Below are 22,365 nucleotides of genomic sequence, written 5' to 3'. Positions count from 1 at the left end.
CATCAGTCGAGGCGGAAGAGGGAACACGCATGCGGAGCCAGCTTCACCAGCACACGGCTCGTCGCGGGCAACTCTTTCTTATTCCAGACATCGTAGACGTGTTTCGGCTGTTGGACAGAAGACGTCGGCCAAGCCAGATCAAACTGCGTAGCGGCATCGCTAACGTTGAAGACCGCGACATACGCCTTTGGATGGCCGCCGCTCGTAGTCGCAGTCCAGATGCGCACGCCGGGTCCATGCGCGGGCGAGTCGCTGCTTCCTGCAATCGCCTGGTTCATCTCGGTCACGTCCTTGTTCGTAATCAGCGAGCGGGTGAAATCGTCGAGTTTGGTCAGGTTTGCGCCTAGAATCAATGGCGAACGCGAAATCGCCCATAGCGTAAATTCGGTTCGTTCCTCATCATGCGTCAGCCGCGACTCGCGCGGCTCGCCCCAACCAGGATGCGGCGTCAGTGAGCCAAAGGGAAGCATGTCGTCGTCCGGCCAGTTTCCTGGCTTAATGTACGGTTGCCAAGCCGCCAGGCGGTCGAAGGCCTGTAGTGTGCCCATGGGAAACTCGCTCTCGCCTGTCTTCCGTACATGGGACCAGACATCCCAGTGATCGTCGGAGGTGCGCCACATCTGCGCGTATTGACCGACCTCGGCTGCATGTTCGAGCTGCGTCGGTCCCGGCGAAAGACTCAGCACAATCGGCCTGCCCGTCTTCTTGATAGCCTCGGCGATCTGGCGAATCTCCGTTGGCTTGTACGGGTGGTCGGAGATGCAGTCGACCTTGAGGAAATCCACACCCCAGCTCGCGTACAGCGCAATCATCGAGTCATACCAGGCCTGCCCGGCGGCATTGTCGCGAATGCCGTAGTTATCCTCATTCCAGGGACAGACATCGCCAGTGTCGGCCGCATCTGCGGCGGTGAACTGCGAGTTGGCGATGGGCAGCTTTTCGCGCACACTTTGCCGAGGCACTCCGCGAATCAGGTGAATGCCGAACTTGAGTCCTTGCGCATGCACCCAGTCGGCCAGAGGCTTCAACCCGGCCCCGTTCGCCGCGTCGGGAAAGCGATTGAGAGCCGGAATCAGCCGCCCGTCGGCGTCGAGTTGAAACTTCTCCTTTTCGGGCGTGCCGCCAAAGGGGTCCGCCATGTACCACCCCTCGTCGATCACTGCATATTGCCAGCCAAACTGCCGGATTCCCGCGAGCACGGAGACATTGGCCTTAAAGTCGGTCTCATCGATCGTCAGCCCATAGGCATCCCAGCTGTTCCAGCCCATCGGCGGCGTAGGCGCCAGGGCCTGGCCATGCGCCATCGGCAACGCGGTGAAAGCGGCGGAAACAAGCAAGGCGATTCGAGGCAGATTCAGCAGGAATTTCAGGTCAAGTTTCAAGGCAGGTTTTTGAACAGAGCGCGGCATGTGAAAACGTATACCACAGCCGGCGCGGTTCGGACACTGAAAGCATCTGATCGCGTTTGGGAACGAACCCGGCCCGGCTGCTAATAATGCCCGACGCAACTGGACGCAGAAATCGTTCGGCCCGCCATACTGCCTGGAAAGCTTCAGCCGGATTGGCCTTTCCTTTATAATTAGGGCATTGGCACCACCAACGAGCCCGCCATTTCAACCTTAAATGCCAGAGTGGAGACGATGGTCGCATCTGACATCAAGCACGATACAGGCGGGGAAATCCCTGCCCCCGCACCGGTCCACAGCCGCTTTCGCCTCTTGTTCTATCTCGCACCACTGGTTCTGATTCCGATCCTGATTATTGTGTTCGCAATCCTCGTTGTGCCGAGCGAGAGGTTTGCCGCGCATTCGGGCGATCCGTTTCTGATGACCCTCGGCTATGGCGCACAACTTCGCAATGCCGATTGCCGCATCACGATTTACGGCGATTCCACGGCCATGATCGGCGTCAATCCGGAGTTGATACAACAGCGCACCGGGCTGAGCACCTGCAACATCGGCGAGACCGAGGGCATGACCATGATCAATGGCACCATGGTCCTGGACCAATTCCTCGAACACAATCCCGCGCCTCAGTTTCTCGTCTTCCTGTACGCGCCGGAAGACCTCGATCCGCAAAGTCAGCGCAGCAACACCCAGGTCTCCACCTTTGAAGCGGTGACGTATCGCTTTCGCCAACCAAACAAATTGTTGAGCATGGTTGCGCTGATGCGTCATCCCGAAGACTTCTTTTCCTGGGCTATTCATGGCGCGCGCTGGGCAATGGACAGTGTCGTCGCCAAGCCTCTTCCCCCGGAGACAAAACTTCTGCGATTCAAGACGCACGGCCAATCCGCATTGAAGGATCACACGATGACACCGGAATCCTGCGCGAATCTGCCGCGTTTGAGCCCGCCAAATCGGGCATGGGTGAGCGGTCTCCGCTCGAAGTATGCCGTCAACGGCACCACTGTGCTGGTCGACTCGATGCTCCTCTCCGAATGCGATCCCGGCCTGAAGTATTATCCGCGCGAACTCTCAGGCGTCATCGACAATCAGATCAGCGCGCTCCCTGTGCCCGACTTCTACAGCGGCGGTCGCCATGTGAATCCAATAGGCTCCGTGCCACTTTCAACCATGATTGCGGACCAGATCAACGAACGTCTGCAAGCCGCACAGACCAGAGGAGTCCGCTGAAACGATGCTGTTTTCCTCCGGTCCCTTCATCTTTCTCTTCCTGCCCATCAGCCTGATTGGATATCAGTTGTTGAGTTATGTTGGCCGGCGTGCTCTGCTGGTCTGGCTCGCGCTCACATCGCTATTCTTTTACGGCTATTGGAATCCCAAGTTCCTGCTGTTGCTGACAGCGTCCATCGCACTCAACTTCCTGTTCTCACTCGCCGTCGGGGATGAGAAGAAAAGCGAGCCTGCGCGTAGCCGATGGCTCTTCGCGGCCATCACTGCCAATCTGGTGCTCCTTGGCTGGTTCAAGTATCTCTTTCCGTTGCTGGGCTTCTTCCGTCAATATGGTCTGATTCAGCATGACTTCGGACAGGTCATCCTGCCGTTGGGCATCTCCTTCTTTACCTTCACGCAGATCGCCTACCTCATCGACCTGCGCCAGGGAGCGGCAAAGCAACAAGGACCACTGACTTATTCGGTCTTCGTAACCTTCTTTCCGCATCTGATCGCTGGCCCGATCATTCATCCGCGCGAGATCATGCCGCAGTTGGAAGAAGGCAGGATGAAGGGACTGCGGCTGGACGACGTTGCGCTGGGTCTCTCGTGGTTCGTCATGGGTCTGATCAAGAAAGTACTGGTGGCCGACCGCGTTGCACCGCTGGCCAACGCCTTGTATGCCCATCCAGCAAGCTTCGGGCTCGCTTCCACATGGCTCGCCTTGCTTTGCTATGCGATGCAGCTCTATTTCGATTTCTCAGGCTACTCCGATATGGCGCTGGGCCTGGCGCGCATGTTCTCAATCGAGTTCCCGCTCAACTTCGACTCGCCTTACAAGTCTTCCAGCGTCATCGTCTTCTGGACGCGCTGGCATATGACGCTGTCGCGCTATCTGGCCGAGTACCTCTATACACCCATTCTCCGCAGCGTAAACAGCCGCCGCATGGACAAGGGAAAGAAAGTCTCGCGCAAGGCGCAAGCCACTCTGGAAGGCTTCATTCCGATGGTCTTCTACCCCTTGATGGCGACCATGTTTATCGCCGGAGTATGGCATGGAGCGGGATTGCAGTTCCTGATCTTCGGCCTGTTGCATGGGCTATATCTGGTCATCAACCACGCATGGCGCCTGTTTACGCCAAAGGGCAGCCGTCTTCACGGCAAACTGCCCGTGCCAGTTGCGGTCGTGATCACATTCCTCGCGGTCCTGGTCGGGCAGGTGTTCTTCCGGGCGAACAACGTCCATGATGCGATGTATGTGCTCAGCACCATGGTCGGTCTTCACGGAGCCGGTCCAGCCTACCTGGGCAGCGCCTGGAATCACGAAATCCCAAGCTCTTCTCCAATGCTGCGAACGCCCGCGGGAGCATTGATTACCGTTGCATTCTGTCTCTTTGCCGTGTGGGCTCTTCCGAATACGCAGGAGATTCTCGGTCAGGTCGGCCCCGAGACGGTTCGACTGCCAAGCCTGCTGCCAAAGCTCGCCTGGCGGCCCACCGCTGTTTGGTGCATAGCGTTAACAGGCTTGTTTGCCTTTGCGATTCTTATGCTCGACGCAAGCGCCTCGTTCCTGTATTTCCAGTTCTGAGGAGAAGTCATACTGGCAGACAGAAACGCGCATTTACAGCAGAGATGACCGTGAATGTCGCCAACGAAGGGTCTTCGATTGCGCTTATCTCAGCACCCGCGTATGCGCTCTAGTCCAATAAATCATCCATACGCGAACTGTGCGGACTTCACTTGCTCGTCTTTAGCCTTCCGGCTCGCATGAGAGCCGGAAGGCTATTGGGTCGGGGTGCGCAAACGGTTCTCTTCCACTAACTGGGCGATCTCCAATTCTTCTGAAGGACGGAGGACTCGAGTGCTGTCTTCTTTGTTGCGCATAAGCCTGAGCCTCAAAGTCTGCGCCGGAGATTCAATCAGGCGCCACGAGATTTCCGTCAAGATCAGCGATGCCACGAGAACAAAAAGAACCAGCATTGCGTTGACGCCTACGCCAGACGGCAGCGCAGCAAGCATGCCATGGCTGCGGCTCTCATCGATGCCCCCTCTAATCGCCTCATGAATGAGATAGAGTCCATAACTCCGCCTCCCCAGGTAAGTAATCACTCGGTTATCGAAGAGTCTCCCAATCGCTGGGGGAAGCGCCGATTCCACTGCCCCGAAGACGAGCATCGCAGTGAGAATGATCATCGGCGGAATTGCGAGCATTTGGCTCTTTGCTTCAAATCCGTTCAGCCTTCCACCGAGGAGGGCGAAGACTACCGGGAGTGCAACCGCTGCAATCACCGCAATGCGACGCCACCAGCGCGTGAGGAAGAGGTGAACGCGCGGTAACGTAATTCCAGCAGCAAGCGCCGAACCAAGCGAGATTCCATCGATCCGAGTGGGCGTGATTTCGTAAAGAGTGTATGAATTGACGTGGGCAAAAGCCAAGCAGATGCGAAGCAATAAACTGCATGAAGCCAACGCCAGGGCAAGCTTGAAGATCTTGCCGTTGTTCAAACGCGTGCAAGCCTGTGGCCACAAAAAATAGAACTGTTCTTCAACCGCCAGCGACCAGATATGGATCAGAAATGGCATCTGATTGGGTGCCCAATTGGCAAGAAAGAATGTAGCCATCAGCACATAGATTGTCGATAAATGAATCGCGGAAAGGAAGAAGTGAGCTGCAACTAGTGTCAAAGTGAAGACAACAAAAAATGCCGGAAGAATCCGAAATCCTCGGCGGAGATAAAAACTGCTCCAGAAATCAGGCTGAGCGCGCTCCTTGAGGATGATGCCTGTGATTAGAAAGCCCGACAATACGAAGAAGACATCGACGCCCAGCCAACCCGGGATCAAGAGGCGATACACTGCGCTTACGAGCAGATTCCTGCCGATCCCGATGGGGAGGAGCTGAACAAGGTGGCAGGCAACAACTGATGCCACAGCGAGTCCGCGGATTCCATCTAATTGCGAAAACCTCTTCAACCTGACCCCGGCTAATTGGAATTGAACTATCATCGATATGTAGGACGTGAGTCATCTGAGCAGCACTCTGTCCGCACTTTCACAACTGATGGAGTCTTAAGGAAAGTCGTCTCTTTTAAGTTAGCCTCACTTTGCGGCGAGTTTCTTCTCAATCAAGTCGATCATGTCGCCGACATTCTTGAGCGACTGCAACTCAGCCAACGCAAACTTGATCTTGTACTTCTTCTCGATAGCTGTAACCAGGTTGACGTGCGCCAGGGAATCCCAGTCCTCGACCGTGGAAGCATTGGATTCCCGTGTAATGATGAGGCTCTCATCGTCAAAAATGTCGCGGAATGTCTCTTGAATATCCGGCAAAATATCAGGCATTGACTCTCTCCACAATTCGGATATGGCGGCTGCGTGGTTGGTAGTTTGTTATATCGAGCGACCATGTCGTCGAATCGTTGTGCCCGTCCTGCGCCGTATCATTCGATGCAACGGGCGAGAAGCCCAGCTTCTCATAGTGGTCCTTGACCATACCGTTTTTCGCAGTCGGAATATAAGTTCCAAGCAGGCGGACGATGCCTTGATCGCGAGCGCGCTCCGCGATGCCGTCGAGCATCGCGATCTCCATCTCTCGCTTGAGAACGCGGCAGCTCATCAGCCAAAGATCGAGATGCAGAGTCGAAGCATCGTCCGCATCGATACGGCCCAGTACAATCGAAATCAGCCCGTTATCTCCGAAGCGATCCGTCAGCTTGCCGTAGATGCCGATATGGTGGCCATCCGGCACAGTGGACTCGATCTCAGCCAGCGTGTAGCGGCGAGTTGTGAGGTTGAACTGATTGGTCTTATTGGTAAGTTGCGCGATGCGCTCCATGTAAGTCGCATTGAAGACGTCGATCTCGGCCGTCATCTCCAGCGAATCCAGATACTCACCGTAATTGGCAAACTTCTGCTCCAGCTGCGCGCGCTGCGCGTTTTCTTCGTATAACTTCGCGCGAACAAGATCTTCCTTGCCCAGCGAAACAGGTTCGAAGTAGCGGCCGGCATCGAGAATCGCGGCATATTTTGCCACATCACTGCCAACCTCGGGCACCGCAATGCCCGGAATCTGTGCCTCAACAATCGCCCGCTCGGCAGGGTTATCGTCCACAAAGACAAAGCTATCCACGCCGAGATTCAACTCGCGCGCTATCTCAAGGATGTTCTCGTGCTTCGGCTCCCAGTTGGCCTTGAACGCCGAGAAATGTTCGAGCTTAAGCACCGAATCCGGATGCGCAAAGCCCGATCGCGCAATATCGTCATTGTTCTTGGAGCACACAGCAAGTAATATGCCGCGCTCGCGCAGGCGCAGGCAGTATTCCTGAAATGCCGTGTAAGCTTCGGCAACTGGTGTCTCGCGCCCAAGGACAATCTTGTCCGCTCCATCGTCGCCAATCACACCGCCCCACAGCGTGTTATCGAGATCCAGCACCAGCACTTTACGGCTGCGCCCATAGATGGCCTGAATCATTGAATTCAGCGAAGTCGCAATCGCAAACGAGCCTTCCACGGAATTCGCAACCTTATAACTGAACCAGCGCTCCGGATCGAACCATTGATTCATGCCGACACGTGCTGCAATCGCGTTCAGGTCCTGCATCAACAGTCTCGGATTCGCAGCGGCTTCCGCTGCAATGGCGCGATTCAATTCTGTGATAAAGCGCGAAGCTCCGCCTGGACTGACCGCATCAAGATTGCCAAGGAGCGCCGAGGCGGGCAGTTCGAAATTATTCTGGATGATCTGGCAACCGACATTCGCCTCCAGCGAGCGCCAGATGGCGCGAAAGCGATTCATCTCCGCGTCAACAAATCCAGGAAGAGCCTCTTCGCTGCACGACACCGGAGGAAAGCTCTGAATATTCAAAGAGCAGGTGTGCACATATACAATTTCCGGCTTGAACTCGGCAATCGACTCAGGTTCGAGCACCGCATCTTCGTAGTACCGGCCATACTCCGATTGGTGGAAGGTTGGCCGAAAGCCACTGCTTAACAGCAGAATCTCAAGCAGATCCACAAGTTCATTGGTGGTTGTGCCACCCAGAACCGCAATGCGAATCTCTTTCAAGCCGTCAAGCGCAGAAAGTTTGCGACGCAGGCCGCGCCGCTTCAACAAAAGTTCGTCCAGAGAATAAGAATGAAGATTCATAGTTGGGGAGGTAACACGGGGGCCCCAGCGTCTGACCAACATTGCAATGGCCCGCTCTACAGAAACGATAGCATACCCGTTTTCCGCCGCCGCGATTGCCACGACTCGGCTGCGGCCAGATGTAAGGGCATTTTGGGTGCGCACTTCATCGGATGAGAGCGCCTATTACAATTGCATAAAATGCAACAAAATGGTTGCGCAAGTGCGGGCGTCTGTTTAATATGCAACTGAGAGGTTGCATATCATGAGCGATCGCATCGAGAAGCGAATTGAACTCAAAGCCCCGATTGCGCGTGTCTGGCGGGCGCTGACCGACTACCGTGAATTTGGCGAGTGGTTTCGTGTCCGGCTGGAAGGGCCATTCATCCCCGGCCAGGTCGCGGTCGGCAAGATCACCTGGCCCGGCTATGAACACATCACCTGGAAAGCGACCGTGCAAACCATGGAGCCGGAACGTCTCTTTTCCTTCACCTGGCATCCCTACGCCGTCGATCCGAATATCGACTACTCAACCGAGACACCCACGCTGGTTGAGTTCCGATTGGAAGAGACAGCCACCGGCACGCTGCTGCTTCTGACAGAATCAGGCTTCGACAAGATCCCGGAAAATCGGCGCTTCGAAGCCTTCCAAAGAAATGAAGGCGGCTGGAAGCAGCAGATGAAGAACATCGAGGACCATGTCGCCAAGGCGTCGTAGCAGCATCGCGGCCCGGCGGCAGGCGCACGCCTCGGTCTTTGCCGCGCTGGGAGATGAGACGCGGCTGGCTCTGCTGGCAAAGCTCAGCGACGGCCGCCGATCGTCGATTTCGCAGCTCACCGAAGGCTCCCGAATCACGCGGCAGGCGATCACCAAGCATCTGCGGGTTCTGGAGAACGCAGGCATCGTAAATGCCGTCCGCACTGGCCGCGAAAACCTATTCGAACTCGATCCCGAGCCAATCGCAGAAGTCCGGCAATACCTCGACCACGTGTCCCAGGAGTGGGATCACGCACTCTTGAGACTGAAATCGCTCGTCGAGCCGGATTGAATCCGGCCACGACTTCATTGCGCCCAACCGGCAGGTCAATTCATGCGATTAAGCTAGCCATGCGATAAGCTTGAATTGAGGGTTGAGTTTGCTGATTCGTTTTAGAAATGTCGTTGCGGTTTCGATCTCCTCGCTTGCTCTGGCGCTCGCGACAGTTGCCCAGCAGCTGGCCGTTTCCATGCCACCGGAGACGCACGCGCCGGTCGTCGTTCATACCGATCACGGCCCAAACTCCGCGCAGGCGATCAAACAGCATTACGTTGTCCTGGTCTCGCTCGACGCCTTCCGCTGGGATTACGCAAAGAAATACGGCGCACCTCATCTGCTGGCGATCGGCAAACAGGGCGTCTGGGCGCCACAGGGCATGATTCCCAGCTATCCGTCGCTGACTTTTCCCAACCACTACGCCATCGTTACCGGCCTCTACCCGGAACACAACGGCCTCGTAGCCAACAGCTTCTACGACGAATCCAGAGCCACGGACGGCAAGCTGGCCCGCTACGCCATCAACGACCCGAAGGCCGTCACGGACGGCACCTGGTACAGCGGCGTGCCGCTCTGGTCGCTCGCCGAGCAGCAGGGCATGCGTTCCGCCTGCCTCTTCTGGCCCGGCTCCGAAGCCAAAATCGCCGGCGAACTCCCCACCGATTACCTCCACTTCGACGACAAAGTTGACGAGTCCGCCCGTATCGATCAGGTACTCGCGTGGCTCAAACAGCCCGAGGAAACGCGGCCGCATTTCATCACGCTTTACTATTCGGATGTAGACCACGCCGGCCATCAATACGGCCCCGACTCTCCCGAAACCAAAGCGGCGGTCGCCAAAGTCGACAGCCTCATCGGCAAATTGCACGCCGCGCTGGACGCAACCGGGCTGCCCATTGACCTGGCCGTCGTCAGCGATCACGGAATGGCCAAAACCGAGGGGCCGTGGATCACGCTCGACCAGTTCGCCGACCTCACAGGCTTTGAAACCGTCGGCCCGCTGCTCTACGGCAAGACCGAAGCCGATCGCGTCCGAGTCTACAACCAGCTCAAGAAGGCATCGGATAAGTTCCAGGTCTACCGCCTGAAGGACGTGCCCGCAGGTCTGCATTACCGCAATAATCCTCGCGAAGGCGACCCGGTCATCGTTCCTACCGGCCCGTACGCCATCCGCGCCCACGCGCCAGATGCGGGTAAACCGGACTCGCCGCCCATCGCAGGCCAGCACGGCTACGATCCCCACACCATGCCTGAGATGAAGGCTAGCTTCTTCGCTGTTGGTCCCGATATCGTCCACGGCAAGACCGTCGCACCCTTCGAAAACGTGAATCTTTATCCCTGGATCGCGCACATTCTCGGCCTCAACCCGCCCAAGTCCGACGGCGACCTCAACATTCTCGCAGGAACGCTGCGCGATAACGGCAATAACCCGGTCCAATAATCCAGTGCAATAATCGATCCGTCTCGCCGTCCGATTCTCAAAGGAGTATCCAAGCTTGAGCCTCGTCGCTTCCCATGATTCCGTAGGTGTGAATTCTGCAGCGCTCGTGCTGGCAATCGACGGCGGCGGCACCAACACCCGCGCCGTCATCGCACGCGGCGACGCCGTGCTGGGCCGGGCCAGAGGAGGCTCCATCAAGCGCCTGCGCGTCGGAGCGGAAGCCGCCGAAGCCAATCTCCGCGCCCTGCTGCGTGATGTCTTTGATGCCGCCGGAGTTAGCCGTGTCGACGCAGCTTCCGCCGGGGTAGCCAGCGCCATCATGCCCGGCGTCTGCGAATGGATCACGCAGGTCTTCCGCGACTTCGGCATCCAGAATTCCGAGGTCGTGGGCGACGAGATCATCGCGCTCGACGCAGCCTTTCGCGGAGGCCCCGGCATCCTGCAAATCGCCGGAACCGGCTCCAACTGCATCGGCCGCACCGCTTCCGGCGAGCGTGAAAGTGCAGGCGGCTACAGCTCCGTCCTCGGTGACGAAGGCTCCGGCTACTGGATCGGCCTGCATGGCATCCGCCAGGCTCTGCACGCCTACGACCGCGGCGAGCCCACCACAATTCTCGATCGCGTTGGCGCCGCGTGGGGCACACACACTCTCGAAGAGCTCGTCAACCTCGGCAACGCCATCCCCGGCCCGGATTTCTCAGCCCTCGCTCCTCTCATCTCCACCGCAGCCGAAGAGGGCGACGAGGTCGCTACCCGCGTGCTGCTTCAGGCCGCCGCAGACCTCGCCCAGTTCATCCTGCTCGTCCGGCACAAACTCCGCCAGCGCCACGGTCTCAGCGAGGAGATCCCCGTAGCCTTCACCGGCAGCGTTCTCGAGAAAATGGAGATAGTGCGTGCCCGCCTCACCCACCTCCTCAAGCAAGCGGCCCCCGACATGCCCTTTTCGCAACAAGGCGTAGTCGCGGTCGAAGGCGCAATCTGGCGCGCGCAACGTCTCACTGCGGGCGTGGCACGAACGCCATAAGTAACAGATTTCATGGCATCTGCGGACGAGCGCTCTTCAGCGTCCTCGCAATCCAATCGACATGCGGCAGCCCGCACGCGGCCAGTCTCCGAAGCTCTGTCTCAAGGTCGTACTCCACACGCCGGATAGTCGGATTGACGACTGAATCATTTTCATCCAGCAAAAGATACGCAGCGCGGCAATCCCCGTCGTATGACAGACTCACGCTGCCCGTATTCGCAATTATCCTTCCGGAAACCCCGCGAATATATGGCTGATGAATATGCCCGTAGACGGCGACCGGTTTGCCCAGCGCCCCGTAAACTGACTCCAGCTCCGCGTCGCTGGCTTCCGGCGAAGGCGCGCGCCAAAGACTCTCCGGACTGGCGTGGACCAGCGCCATCGGACCATAGAACTGGCTGCGCGGCAGGCTGGCGAGCCAGGCGACTCTGTCTTCTCCCAGCAGTTCCCGGGTTGCCGCCTCCATCTCCTCAATCACAGCCCACATCCCTTGCAGCCCCGGAGAGTTCCGCGCAAACTCGCGCAGCGCCTCCGGCCGGAAGAGCATTTCGTCGGTATTGCCAACAACCCCCGGCCAGCCAAGCTCGCGAACGCGATCCACCACCTCCGCAGGGCTTGATCCCGCATCGGCCAGATCGCCGCCGTGAAAGACCACGTCCGGCGCGGTCAGCTTCAGATCCGCCAGCACCGCCTCAAGAGCAGTCGAGTTGCCGTGAATGTCAGAGACGATTGCAATGCGCATCCCGGCTCTCTTGAAGTTATCGACCCAATGGACCATCGGCATTGTAGAGCGGCGCAAGATGGATTCCGTGCCGCGCAGAAATCATCTCAATCTCCGTCACCCGCTCCGGAGTGATGAACCCTCTACCCTGCGAAAAGGGCTCAAACCGGCCCTCCAGCGCCAGAGCCATCCCTTCGAGCAGGCATCCGTGAACCACGTCGGGAAAGGGATGCCGATTCAGAATCCCGCGAAAATCCGGCTCGAAGTTCATCCCCCCTGAAATCTGCCCCAAACCCCCAAAGAAAACCTTGACCCCCGGCATCTGCGCGCTCGCGGCCAGATTCTTCGGATACCCGGCATCGCAAACAATCGCCCCAGGTGCTATCCGGTCCAGCAGCAGTGACGGAGACGCCAGACTAGCCGCGCAGACCACGACGTCCGCCTCTCGTGAGAACAACTGCAGATCTGTTGCGTATTCCACCTCGACGCCATCAGCCTCCAGCTCGGCAGCAAGCCTGCGCAGCCGCTCCGCGTTCCGTGCGTTTAGCAGCACTCGCCGCACCAGCGGAGCCAGGCATCGCGCGCATCCTGAACCAACATCTCCCGTCGCGCCCACAATCAGCAGCGTCGACCCGCTAAGATCGCGGCCCTCCAGTGCGCACATCTTCCGTACGCCCTGAACGATGAAGCCCACCGTCAGCGAATTGCCTGTTGTAAATACCGTCCCACGCAATTCCGGAAGCCGGTCGAAGTTACCCTCAATCAAAATGGAGCTGAACCCACCAAGACTCACGATCTTCGCACCAGACCGGATCGCATACGCTGCCGCTCCTCGAACACGGGCAATATTCTCATGCACGTACGCGGCGCCCAGACGATCCGGAGGAATGAAAGTGTCGATATAGAGCCCGCGCACATGAGCCTTCGGCATAATCCCGTTGCCCAGGCAGCAGGTAGAGCCGACTTCGACATGGCAAACAGCCCGCGGCGGAATCCACGGCAGAATCTCGCGAATCTCATCGTCCGGCAGCGGTGTGCGCTCGGGGCCGCGCAAAAAGGCCAGCACATCCGAGGCTGCTCTCCAACTCTCCTGATGCCCAATCAGCGCAAAATCGACGGCCTCAGGATCATCAGAGATAGCCCGTTCGCGAGCGACTACACCGGCAACTGAGCAACCCATCGAAGCGTCACCTCCCCGGGCAGCCCCAGCATGTCGAGCGTCTTCAGATACTGCTGCAGCGACGCTCCGCGCAGCTCAACCGCGCTTAGACTCACCTCAAAGAGCGATGGCTTCACGCAGCTTCCATGACACACTTCGCAGTGCCCGGTCCTGCAATCCCTCGCCATCATCTCCGCAAGTGTAGTCATCACTTCCAGATGCAGCTGGTGCACCTTGTCGTCGAATCCCTTCCTGTCCAGCGCCCGCTCCAGCCTGAGAATCTCCAGGGCATGGTCGATGTGCTCTTCTTCCTCGGCCGCAATCGCGGCAAAGGTCTTGCCCAGACTTCCCATCGCTACTCGGCCCACGCGCGCATAGCTTGCCACAGCAAAGGACTCCAGCATGATCTCCTGCACGATCAGGCAGCCGATAAAATCGCGATCTGCAATGCAGCGCAGAAAAGCTTCGCGCAGCCGCTTCCAGTGCTTCGCGTCGACATTGTTCGGTACGTCGACTCCGATCCCGCGGCCCGCGGCGGCAAAGGCGGCAGCATGACCACGCTCCCCTTGCGCGTGTTCCAGCGCCTCGGCTATCTCTTCAGGATCGTCACATATCTCCGACAACGAGGTGTAATTCATCGCGGCAATCAGTTCGCCGGTCATAGCCTGGGCGAGAATGTCTTGCCAGATAAGGGCAGTTGGCGAAAGGGAAGCGCGTTCCATCGCAGGCGGGCAGTCCAAACCGATGACAGGTTCCATGCGTCCTCCTGAACACTCGATAAACCCTTGTTGCACATCACTACGCAAATCCCGCGAATTGGTTCCATCTTTCTCGTCCACCAGGTTCCTGGGACTGATGCTCGATCGCCGGAATGCGTTCTTGCAATCCGGCAATGCGACTGTGCGACGTCAACTCCGGTGTAAACTTCTCCGCAGGAGACGCCCTGCCATGCACCCGAACTTGCTCGCCGCAAAAGTAGTCGTCCAACAGATCACCGCTCTCGGGATCGCCGCCTCGAACCGGAACTACAGCAACCTGATCCACGGCGAACAGGTAACAGAAACACGCTTCCAGGGGCTCGACACCGGCCTGATGCAGGCAAACGAAGGTGGCCTGAATACCTATGGGTTAAACGACGCGGCCTCCATCAAAGCCGCAGCGCTGCTGGTCGCACAACATCTCGCAGGAAACTGCCAGGAACAGGCGGCCCTGGCCTTTGACAAACTCGCCCGTCTCGGAATCCGTCCGGTAGAACTGATGGGCGTCTACCAACAAGACCATGTACTGGTGGTAGCCGGACGGCTCCAGGGTGCGCTCGGCCAGCAATGCAACTTCAGAGCATGGAACGAAGATGCGGTCGTCTGCGATCCCTGGGCCAAGCGCGCCTACTTCGTCACTGAGTTAGAAGACGAAATGCAAACCATAAGAAGTGTTACCAACGGAGAAACAAGGATGGGACAGAAGTTCATCCTCAACCTGAACACCGCGTGGTAAACCGGCTGAACTGGAGTCGGACTGTCTCAAAAGACCGCGGAATACGTTTATCTTGAAAGAACGCGGAATAGGGTGGTTGCCTTGAATGGGCGTGGCTTCAGCCACGCCATAAAGTCAAGCCAATCATCCGGCTTTACAGGCTGCAGAAAAACTGGCTCGGAGGGAGGCTGGGATTTTAACCCCAGCATAAAGCCAACAGAGTCAGTCGAGGCTTTAGCCTCGGAGAGATGATTTCATCTAGATTTCGAAGTTATTCCGCAGTCTGTAATACCGGCTAGGGAATCTTTCGTCCAACGCGATCTCCAGTCATAAAACCTGAAAACTAACTGCTGCGCGGGATGTATGTAAGGTGTAGTATTGCCGCACACTTACACTCACGGGGAAATCACAATGATTCTTCGATCCGCGCTGGTTATCCTGGCCCTGCTGCCCTTCAGCTTCGCCCAGACAGATTCCACACAAGTGGCTAGCTATCGTTCCCACGAGATTTCGGTGACGCTGTCTGCCCCGCTCCCAGACCCCAAAGTAACTCCGGGCGTAGCCGACCCCGCCGCGGTAGCCGACTTGACCAAGACACCGCACATGGTTGACGGCGTGGAGCGCAACCTCTGCGCCGCGGACTTCCGCACCGAGCCAATCCGGTCGAGCATCAAAGACTTCGAAAAGCTGAAGAAGGAAGTATGTACGGAATACAGCGTTACAGAGTGCGATGACACCGTGGAGGGCGACCATCTCATCTCGCTCGAAAACGGCGGATGCAAAGACTGCATAGCGAACCTATGGCCCCAGCCCGTCGATAAGACCGGAGTCGTCGGGTTCCACACAAAAGACATCGTTGAAAACCGCACCCATGAGCTGATATGCGCCGGAAAAATCACACTGCAGCAAGGCCAACAAGGTCTCGCCGATGACTGGTATCAGTTCGCCAAGGACAATAACATCCTGCCCGCTAAGCCGGAATAAGTGGCCAACAGTCTACCCTTGCTTTTGTTTTCTCCTGCCTAACCATAGAAGGTAAGCGTCCGCTTCTCACCGTTGCGGTAGCCGCCAAGGGTCTCCGCTTCAACCCGATGAATGTGCAAAGCTCAAGGAGGATTTACTTGGCATGAGCATAATGACCGTTGGACGGTTGCAAAGACAGCGACCATTGCACGAAAGTGACGCTCGTACCCGACGAGCGTCCCAACGGATCAAGGCAATTAAATATATAGTTCCACTTCGATTCATATCGAGAGCAAGTTGACGCGTAACCGGTTCGCGCCGTGCTAAAAGTCCGCCGCTATTGAGAGAGGTTCATGTTTCCGTATTTGGAAATGCTATCTGAGTCATCGTCTGGAAGGTTGATTCCGTGATAGTTCAATTCAACCGCTAGGTCATCAAGAGCGCGGGCAACAATCAACATCTTCTGTTCACTTTCTACGTATGCGGCGTAGGGTTGAATCGCCGAGACGTCCAGATCCGCTTCAACGAGGCGATGCATTAGATCAATTACTCTTGGCGCAAATTCTTTTGAATAATCTTGTTGCAGTTTGGCAGACCACGGTGAAACCAGATCCCTTCGCGCCGCAATCTTACCTGCCAGCCAATCAGGATCTGTTTTATCGCCGGAGTTCCAGTCTGTGTCTGGTTTTGGGGCGAGTTCATTGAAAAACTTCCGAAGATCGCTGGCGAGTCTCATCGTATCGATTTGAAGCTCCGAGAAAAGTCCATCGATCTTATTCACAGCATGTGCTGAGTGATGTCCAGAGACAGAGGCCAACAAAGATCTTTCGTTTTCATCGGCGCTTCGGGAAGCGGCATTTGTGCGTCTCTTGAAGATGAGCCACATGGATATCGCAGCAATACAACCCAACACCAATAGATTCCAGCGATCTACGGATTGATGGCGTACGACTTGCCTGAAGCCGCGCCACACTGGGGTTTGCAGGATTCCAAACAGGAGATGCTTGAACCCCTTAGCGTTATCAGGCATCTCACGCTGCTGCGCTGAAGTTATTTGTACATCAAGTACGGGATTACGTTCGAACGCTATATCCCAGTGACTGAGAATGGAGTGGAGGACGGTGCTACCGCAGAGCCACGCGGATTGGTAGGCGAATTTACCGCCGTCTGGATACGGAGATGCGATAGAGTCAAGCGCGGTGCTGCCAGGAGCTTGCATCGAGTAGTTGCTGGCCGTGCGGAGGACCAGGACTCGATTGATATCGACGCGATGAATGCTGTCTAGCCGCGCGAGGGCGTTTACTATACCGGAATCCTCCATCTCCGCCATCACAAAGTTCCCCTTGCCGCCGGTATAAAGCCTCACAAAATCATTGGCGAACTGAGTCAGGATCTTACCGTGCCAGTAATGGTCGGACGCAAAGTCATCTCCGAGAAGCACAAATGGCGGGCGCTGCGCGTTCGGGTAGCCGCTATACGCCGCGCGAAAAGCGGCCAAGGCCGAGTCGTCCGGTAACTTGAGACCCCGGGTTTGCTCAAATGCCCAGGCCACCAGCTTTGGATTGAGCGCGAACAGGTTGAATCCGGGGCCGACCGTCGTTGGACTAGGACGAGTAGAGCCGGCGGGGAAGAGACCATAGGGCCAGCCGGTTGGAGCTTCGCGTATGTCGATCTCGCTCATGACGTCGCCGACCACAAAATTGGCCCAGGCTGCCGAACCGATGGAGGCATCTTCCGGATCGACGCCCGCGATGCCATTGACGATGAAGTATGCGTGTGTGAGGTCGAACCGCGGATCTAGCCCGAGGGCCATCATCGACGCCGAGGCATTGATAAGCGTGGCACCGCTGACGATACCAAGCACAGTATGTTCGGCATTGGCGTGGACGGGTTGCGGAACGCCCGGCACATCGAACGCCTCACTCAGATGTTCACGGGCGCCCCAAAGCTCGAACTCTTCGGGAGAGGTAACCACAATGACCACCCGAATCGGCCACGGTTTTGGCAGCGGTTGCAGCGTGGGTTGGGGCTGTACTTTTGCCGAGGCGGCAACGAAAAAGAGTGCAATGAGCACAGTTATGAAAGAACTGCGGCTTGGCCTGACCATGCTTGGCTCCAGAATCATGTAAGGTTGGTTGGTTCTGGTGGTCGTGTAAATCGATCGGTCTCACAATTCCTGAGCCCACTCCAGCATCTCCGAAGACAGTTCCGTCTTAGGGAAAGAGCTTCTTACGTCGCGACGAGCCTCGCACGAATGCGCTAACCTGTTCACATTTAGCGCTGATTGTCGTCGTCATCATATATGCGATTTTTGTGATTTCGCTGAGGAGAATTGTCACCAGAGTTTCTTCTTCTTGTCACATATTCTCCACTCTTGGCATTGTCGATCTGAATATTTGAATCCTCCAAGGAGGCTCCTAAAATACAGTAGGCAACTAAGATTCTCAAATGGACACTTGAGATTATGGCGGGTGGCGCAGGTCTGGACAAGAGGCAATGAGGTTGCCCCAGGTCTCGTTTTGAGACCTGCAGAGGCGGCGGACTTAGAGCAGTTTGAGGTACTGACAACCGTAGCAATGCTTTTAGATTCGGTTTCAAGGAAAACAATCCAAGTTATGCGCATTAGCGAGCTGCGCTTGAGTTACCGAGGTGATAAACGACCCCTATGTTGACGTTCATTACATCCAGCGCCGGATTGGATCGAACCACAAATGCATTCGAGAAGTGAAGGTCGCTAAGCATTCCCAGGCGCAAATCGTAGCGGCCGCGCAATTTGAGCTTGAGTCCTCCTGTGAGATGAAAGCTCCAGTTTTCATAGGTAGCGTCGGACGATAGTGCCTTTTGGGTGAATCCCAACACACTTCCCTTTGTCTCGAAGTAAGGCATCACGCGCCTTCCGTCTCTCCAGAGCAGTCGAAACCCGAACGGGGTGATCCCGGTGCCCGGTACGATCATTCGTTCCCTGCTCAATGGGTTGCCCCAGAAGTCAGTCTTAGCCGATTGAGATAGCAGCAGAACCGGCAAAAACTCCACGACGTAGTCAAGACGCGCCCCAAGGAAATTGGGCCGGATCTCACGGTCATATTCCACTCCAGCTGCGTAGAGCTTTGCATTCTCCGCCGCGCCGAATAGACGGTAATTCCCGTATGAAACCATCCCTTCGTAGATGAGTTCACTTTTTGGTGCTTGCCATGCGACTTCATCTCTGTTAGGCGTTTCGGGTCCGGCCGCACGGGCGCTGAGCCGGACGATCAACAGTGCGAACGTTACCAGTAGGCGAACGGATCGTTGGATCGACCGGCCTATCGATATCTCTCTCCGGGGGCAGGGAAGAGGCGTATCAGGAATCAGCATCGCGGACCTATATCGCGTGAATCGACCGACCAATCCGTCGGTACGAGTTCTGATGTCCTGATGAGGCTATCTGATTCGCGAGAATCGTCTGGACGGGTGCGGGTGCCGGTTGCGAATTCGGGTGCCCCAGGTCTCGTTTCTGAGACCTGGGCTGGCGGTCCATATAGCGCCAGCGCTATATGCGAAAATCAGGCTCAAATCAGAGGCACAAAAGCCTCAAATTCAACGCAAACTTATCTCGCAGAAACCAAATGAGTTTCAATAACTCCCGCTTGACAGCTTTCGACCCCGGAACCGCCCCAAAATTGTTCCTCGTGGAACAATTTGTTCTACACCTGTTCCACACTCAATTCCCAGCCGAAAACGCACTCTGAATCCGGCCTCCAATTATGGAAGCAACCAGCGCGCCATCCGCACCAAGCGCCACCAAATCCGCCGCACCACCAACGCGCAGCGTCCCGGCAGCCTCGCCAAATCCTGTCATCGCCGCCGGATTGCGCGTGAGCAGCGGCAGCACCTCTTCGACAGAAGCGTCGGTGAAGGCGACAAAGTTTTTCAGCGCCCGGTCCAGCGTCAGCACGCTTCCAGCCAGCACGCCAGGAGAATCCTTTGAGGTTGCGCGACCGTCAGCCACCTGGACGGCGAATCCACCAAGCATGTACTCGCCTTCCGGCATGCCCGTGGCAGACATTGCGTCGGTTACCAGAATCGCGCGGCTTCCGCCCTTCGCCCGCCACCAAAGCGGCACCAGCGACGGATCGACATGGATGCCGTCGCAGATCAGTTCGGCATAGAGCGAATCGGTCGTCAGCACAGCGCCGAGAATGCCTGGCTCGCGATGATCGAGCTGCCGCATCGCGTTGAAAGTATGCGTGGCCGAGCAGGCTCCGGCGGCAATCGTTGTCCTCGTCTCCGCAGCGGTCGCATTCGAGTGACCCATGGAGATGCGCACGCCGCGTGCCGTCGCATGAGCCGCCAATTCGGCTGCTCCGGGCAGTTCGGGAGCCAGCGTCATCAGCCGGATCTTGCCTTCCGCAGCCTCGTAGAATCGGTCGAAGATCGCAATATCCGGCGCAAGCAAATGCGCCGGCGGATGCACGCCACGCTTGGCATGGGACAGGAATGGTCCTTCGAGATGGATACCCAAGGGCCGTGCGCCAGCCCAATCCGCGCCTTTGGCATCGTCGATCCGTTTGGACAGCCCTTCGAGCGAACGCAGTGTCGTGTCAATCGGAGCGGTCACGGTGGTGGCGAGGAAATTGCCCGTACCGCGCGAGGCCAGGAATCCGCTGACCTTCGCCAGCGCTTCGGGCGTAGCTTCCATCACGTCGTGGCCGGCTGCGCCGTGGATATGCACATCGAGAAATGCCGGAGCCAGCGTTGTGCCGGGGAAATCCTTATGGGATGCTCCGGCGGGAATTTCGCCTTCGGATTGAGACCGGATGGACTCGATTCGACCGTCGGCGATCTCCAGAATGGGGTTGAGAATCAGGGCGGAGCCATCCCAGAGGCGGGCAGCGGTGATTACAGTTCGCATGGCGAAATCATCGCAGGCGGGCTGCTGCTCAGTCCACTGCGGCGGTCTGATTTCGCGCGGGTTCCGCACGGGATTGTGCCGGTTTAGACTAACCTTTATGCATTCTACGGACAAAAACATCGGTATTCGACGAATTGGGATTCACCTTGGAACGGGCGGCGGAGCCTCAACAGCGGTGGAACGCGCCCGCGAGATTGGGGCCAACACATTCCAGATTTTTTCTTCCAGCCCGCGCATGTGGAGGGCTCCCAAGGTTGCACCGGAGCAGTGCGAGCGCATGCGGGAACTGCGCGCCAAATACGACGTTGGACCGCTGGTGATTCATACCAGCTATCTGGTCAACGTGTGCAGCCAGAATGAAGAGGTGCGACAGAAGAGCATCGCGGCATTTCGCGGGGAGATTGAACGCGCGCTGCAACTTGGCGCCGAGTACCTGGTGCTGCATCCCGGCTCGTGGAAGGGAATGACGCGCGAAGAGGGGCTGGTGCTTGCCGCAGAGTCGATCACCAGGGCTATTGACGGGCTGGCGTGGCAGGGAACGGGCTTCCACATACTGATTGAGAACACAGCAGGAGCGGAGTTCTCGCTTGGCGGCAGTTTTGAGCAGGTGGCAGAACTGGTGGAACGGCTGCGGGCGACGGCGCCGGTTGGCGTTTGCCTCGACACCTGCCATACGCACGTGGCTGGTTATGACATTGTTTCGCCGGAAGGATACGAGGCGACGGTCGCCCAGATCGAAGCGACGATGGGACTTGCATCGGTGCGCGTCTGGCATTGCAATGACGCCAAGGCTGCGCGCGGGTCAAAGCTGGATAGGCACGAGAATATTGGACAGGGAACGATTGGGGTCGAGCCGTTTCGCAGGCTGCTGAACGACGAACGCTTTGGTCACTGCGCTTTTATTGCCGAGACTCCGGTGGATGAGCCGGGCGATGATGAGCGTAATGTTCGTGTACTCAAAAGCCTAGTGGAATAAATCCTGCACTTAGGTAACTATATTGTGGTTACTGAGAGTCTTAAGTTACAGGCGCAGGGCCGGTCTACGCCGCAAGTTATTGGAAGGGATGGGCCTCTGAACCCGGCTGGCACGGATCGTTTTTGAAGGGTAGTCCAGGTAGCGAGACCGCGCCGGGACCCTTTGTTCATGGGGCCATATGCCATGTCTCGAACATAGCGGACAGCTACGGGCACCTGTTCTGCGGGATGAATACGTATACTCGATTGGTAATAAAAAATCTGTGACCTAAGTTAGCCGAATACCCCAAAAGAGTGATACGCTGACTGCGTAGTGGAAAGTGAGGCGTGAAATGGCTTCCTGCATGCACCACGGACAAGGTTGCAGCCCTCCGGGTACCCCACTCCACAAGTGCTCGGGGTACTTTGAATGCTCATTTGCCTGCGAGAACTACATTTGTGAGAACCACGCGCACCGCAGCAGATATGGGGTCTTCTGCGCGCAGTGCTATCCGGCGCCGCCGGTATTTGCCCGGCCCAGGGAAATCCATACAGTGCATCCGATGGCCGTGGTTGCCGCCAATACCGCGATTCGTCCTGGAGATGTTCGACATCGGTAAGTCCGCACCGGGATCGAAGATTCTCCTTTCCGTTTCAAATCCAAAATATAGGGTGCGCAGTTGGGGCATTTGAATTTACCTAACTTGTTGTGACTGCGACCTGCAAGAACTCTGAATTCATTCGACACAAGACTGACACAAATTAGCGCAAAGATAGATTTTTGAGCTGCTGTTCTCCGTCCAATCGCGATACGCTCGCGTCTGGTGTGGTTCTTTATGTGGCCGTTCCGGCCTGGGTTGGTTGGCCCACGCATACCGATGCGTCTACCTACGCGTTGGTTATGGATGCGTGCTGAATGCTTCTTACATGCCCGCCGGAATTGCTGGCTTAGATCTGAAACCCCA

The 22,365-nt window shown here is 57.1% G+C and carries 19 protein-coding genes; 9 read left to right on the top strand and 10 right to left on the bottom strand.

Translation table 11 applies throughout. The features are described 5' to 3' along the window. Window positions 1-2 precede the first annotated feature (2 nt). Window positions 3-1,382: a glycoside hydrolase family 27 protein gene (locus tag OHL23_RS15780; RefSeq protein ID WP_263352870.1), complete on the bottom strand. Its 1,380-nt coding sequence runs from the start codon at window positions 1,380-1,382 to the stop codon at window positions 3-5. A gap of 258 nt (window positions 1,383-1,640) precedes the next feature. On the opposite strand from OHL23_RS15780, the gene OHL23_RS15775 reads away from it, so the two are divergent. Together OHL23_RS15775 and OHL23_RS15770 are read left to right on the top strand one after the other, a co-directional pair. After that, window positions 1,641-2,636: a hypothetical protein gene (locus OHL23_RS15775; protein WP_263352869.1), complete on the top strand. Its 996-nt coding sequence runs from the start codon at window positions 1,641-1,643 to the stop codon at window positions 2,634-2,636. A gap of 4 nt (window positions 2,637-2,640) precedes the next feature. Continuing rightward, on the top strand, window positions 2,641-4,203 hold the full coding sequence (locus OHL23_RS15770) for an MBOAT family O-acyltransferase (protein WP_263352868.1): 1,563 nt from the start codon (window positions 2,641-2,643) through the stop codon (window positions 4,201-4,203). A gap of 194 nt (window positions 4,204-4,397) precedes the next feature. On the opposite strand, the gene OHL23_RS15765 is transcribed toward OHL23_RS15770, so the two are convergent. From OHL23_RS15765 to OHL23_RS15755, 3 genes are all read right to left on the bottom strand, one after another. Next, a complete protein-coding gene (locus tag OHL23_RS15765) occupies window positions 4,398-5,621 on the bottom strand; it encodes an acyltransferase family protein (RefSeq protein WP_263352867.1) in 1,224 nt (407 codons plus the stop codon). A gap of 93 nt (window positions 5,622-5,714) precedes the next feature. Then, complete coding sequence (locus tag OHL23_RS15760; protein ID WP_263352866.1) at window positions 5,715-5,957, bottom strand: acyl carrier protein; 243 nt, start codon at window positions 5,955-5,957, stop codon at window positions 5,715-5,717. After that, window positions 5,950-7,728 (bottom strand): HAD-IIIC family phosphatase, encoded by a 1,779-nt coding sequence (locus OHL23_RS15755; RefSeq protein WP_263352865.1) that lies wholly within the window; start codon window positions 7,726-7,728, stop codon window positions 5,950-5,952. The genes OHL23_RS15760 and OHL23_RS15755 overlap by 8 nt, the downstream gene beginning before the upstream one ends. Window positions 7,729-8,005: 277 nt before the next feature. On the opposite strand from OHL23_RS15755, the gene OHL23_RS15750 reads away from it, so the two are divergent. The 4 genes from OHL23_RS15750 to OHL23_RS15735 all read left to right on the top strand — a co-directional run bounded on the left by OHL23_RS15750 (window position 8,006) and on the right by OHL23_RS15735 (window position 11,239). After that, window positions 8,006-8,458: an SRPBCC family protein gene (locus tag OHL23_RS15750; protein ID WP_263352864.1), complete on the top strand. Its 453-nt coding sequence runs from the start codon at window positions 8,006-8,008 to the stop codon at window positions 8,456-8,458. After that, complete coding sequence (locus OHL23_RS15745) at window positions 8,439-8,789, top strand: ArsR/SmtB family transcription factor (RefSeq protein WP_263352863.1); 351 nt, start codon at window positions 8,439-8,441, stop codon at window positions 8,787-8,789. The genes OHL23_RS15750 and OHL23_RS15745 overlap by 20 nt, the downstream gene beginning before the upstream one ends. A gap of 88 nt (window positions 8,790-8,877) precedes the next feature. Then, window positions 8,878-10,215, top strand: a complete 1,338-nt coding sequence (locus OHL23_RS15740; RefSeq protein ID WP_263352862.1) for an alkaline phosphatase family protein — start codon at window positions 8,878-8,880, stop codon at window positions 10,213-10,215. A gap of 55 nt (window positions 10,216-10,270) precedes the next feature. Continuing rightward, entirely contained in the window at window positions 10,271-11,239 is a 969-nt protein-coding gene (locus OHL23_RS15735; RefSeq protein WP_263352861.1) for an N-acetylglucosamine kinase, read from the top strand. Between the two features lie 10 nt (window positions 11,240-11,249). Here OHL23_RS15735 and OHL23_RS15730 read toward each other — a convergent pair whose 3' ends face one another. The 3 genes from OHL23_RS15730 to OHL23_RS15720 are packed head-to-tail and all read right to left on the bottom strand — an operon-like array spanning window position 11,250 to window position 13,877. After that, entirely contained in the window at window positions 11,250-11,981 is a 732-nt protein-coding gene (locus tag OHL23_RS15730) for a metallophosphoesterase family protein (protein WP_263352860.1), read from the bottom strand. 16 nt (window positions 11,982-11,997) lie between these two features. Continuing rightward, complete coding sequence (locus OHL23_RS15725; RefSeq protein ID WP_263352859.1) at window positions 11,998-13,140, bottom strand: hypothetical protein; 1,143 nt, start codon at window positions 13,138-13,140, stop codon at window positions 11,998-12,000. Next, the gene (locus OHL23_RS15720; RefSeq protein WP_263352858.1) at window positions 13,116-13,877 is read right to left on the bottom strand and encodes a long-chain fatty aldehyde decarbonylase; all 762 of its coding nucleotides are present in this window, start codon (window positions 13,875-13,877) and stop codon (window positions 13,116-13,118) included. The genes OHL23_RS15725 and OHL23_RS15720 overlap by 25 nt, the downstream gene beginning before the upstream one ends. A gap of 190 nt (window positions 13,878-14,067) precedes the next feature. Between OHL23_RS15720 and OHL23_RS15715 the strand changes: the two genes are divergently transcribed. Further along, on the top strand, window positions 14,068-14,613 hold the full coding sequence (locus OHL23_RS15715) for a hypothetical protein (RefSeq protein WP_263352857.1): 546 nt from the start codon (window positions 14,068-14,070) through the stop codon (window positions 14,611-14,613). A 390-nt stretch (window positions 14,614-15,003) separates the two neighbouring features. Then, window positions 15,004-15,576, top strand: coding sequence for a hypothetical protein (locus OHL23_RS15710; RefSeq protein WP_263352856.1), 573 nt, complete (start codon window positions 15,004-15,006; stop codon window positions 15,574-15,576). 316 nt (window positions 15,577-15,892) lie between these two features. On the opposite strand, the gene OHL23_RS15705 is transcribed toward OHL23_RS15710, so the two are convergent. From OHL23_RS15705 to nagA, 3 genes are all read right to left on the bottom strand, one after another. Beyond that, complete coding sequence (locus OHL23_RS15705) at window positions 15,893-17,662, bottom strand: purine-nucleoside phosphorylase (RefSeq protein WP_263352855.1); 1,770 nt, start codon at window positions 17,660-17,662, stop codon at window positions 15,893-15,895. A 515-nt stretch (window positions 17,663-18,177) separates the two neighbouring features. Beyond that, window positions 18,178-18,711 carry a hypothetical protein gene (locus tag OHL23_RS15700; protein WP_263352854.1) on the bottom strand — a complete coding sequence of 178 codons (534 nt, stop codon included), beginning with the start codon at window positions 18,709-18,711 and terminating at the stop codon, window positions 18,178-18,180. A 544-nt stretch (window positions 18,712-19,255) separates the two neighbouring features. Then, the gene (gene nagA / locus OHL23_RS15695; RefSeq protein WP_263352853.1) at window positions 19,256-20,446 is read right to left on the bottom strand and encodes an N-acetylglucosamine-6-phosphate deacetylase; all 1,191 of its coding nucleotides are present in this window, start codon (window positions 20,444-20,446) and stop codon (window positions 19,256-19,258) included. Window positions 20,447-20,543: 97 nt separating this feature from the next. Between nagA and OHL23_RS15690 the strand changes: the two genes are divergently transcribed. After that, the gene (locus OHL23_RS15690) at window positions 20,544-21,422 is read left to right on the top strand and encodes a deoxyribonuclease IV (RefSeq protein WP_263352852.1); all 879 of its coding nucleotides are present in this window, start codon (window positions 20,544-20,546) and stop codon (window positions 21,420-21,422) included. Window positions 21,423-22,365: the final 943 nt, after the last annotated feature.

It is taken from the genome of Acidicapsa acidisoli (genome assembly GCF_025685625.1).
Classification (GTDB): domain Bacteria; phylum Acidobacteriota; class Terriglobia; order Terriglobales; family Acidobacteriaceae; genus Acidicapsa; species Acidicapsa acidisoli.
The sequence above is the reverse complement of the archived record's forward strand: the minus strand, read 5'-3'. Positions and strand labels throughout refer to the sequence as shown.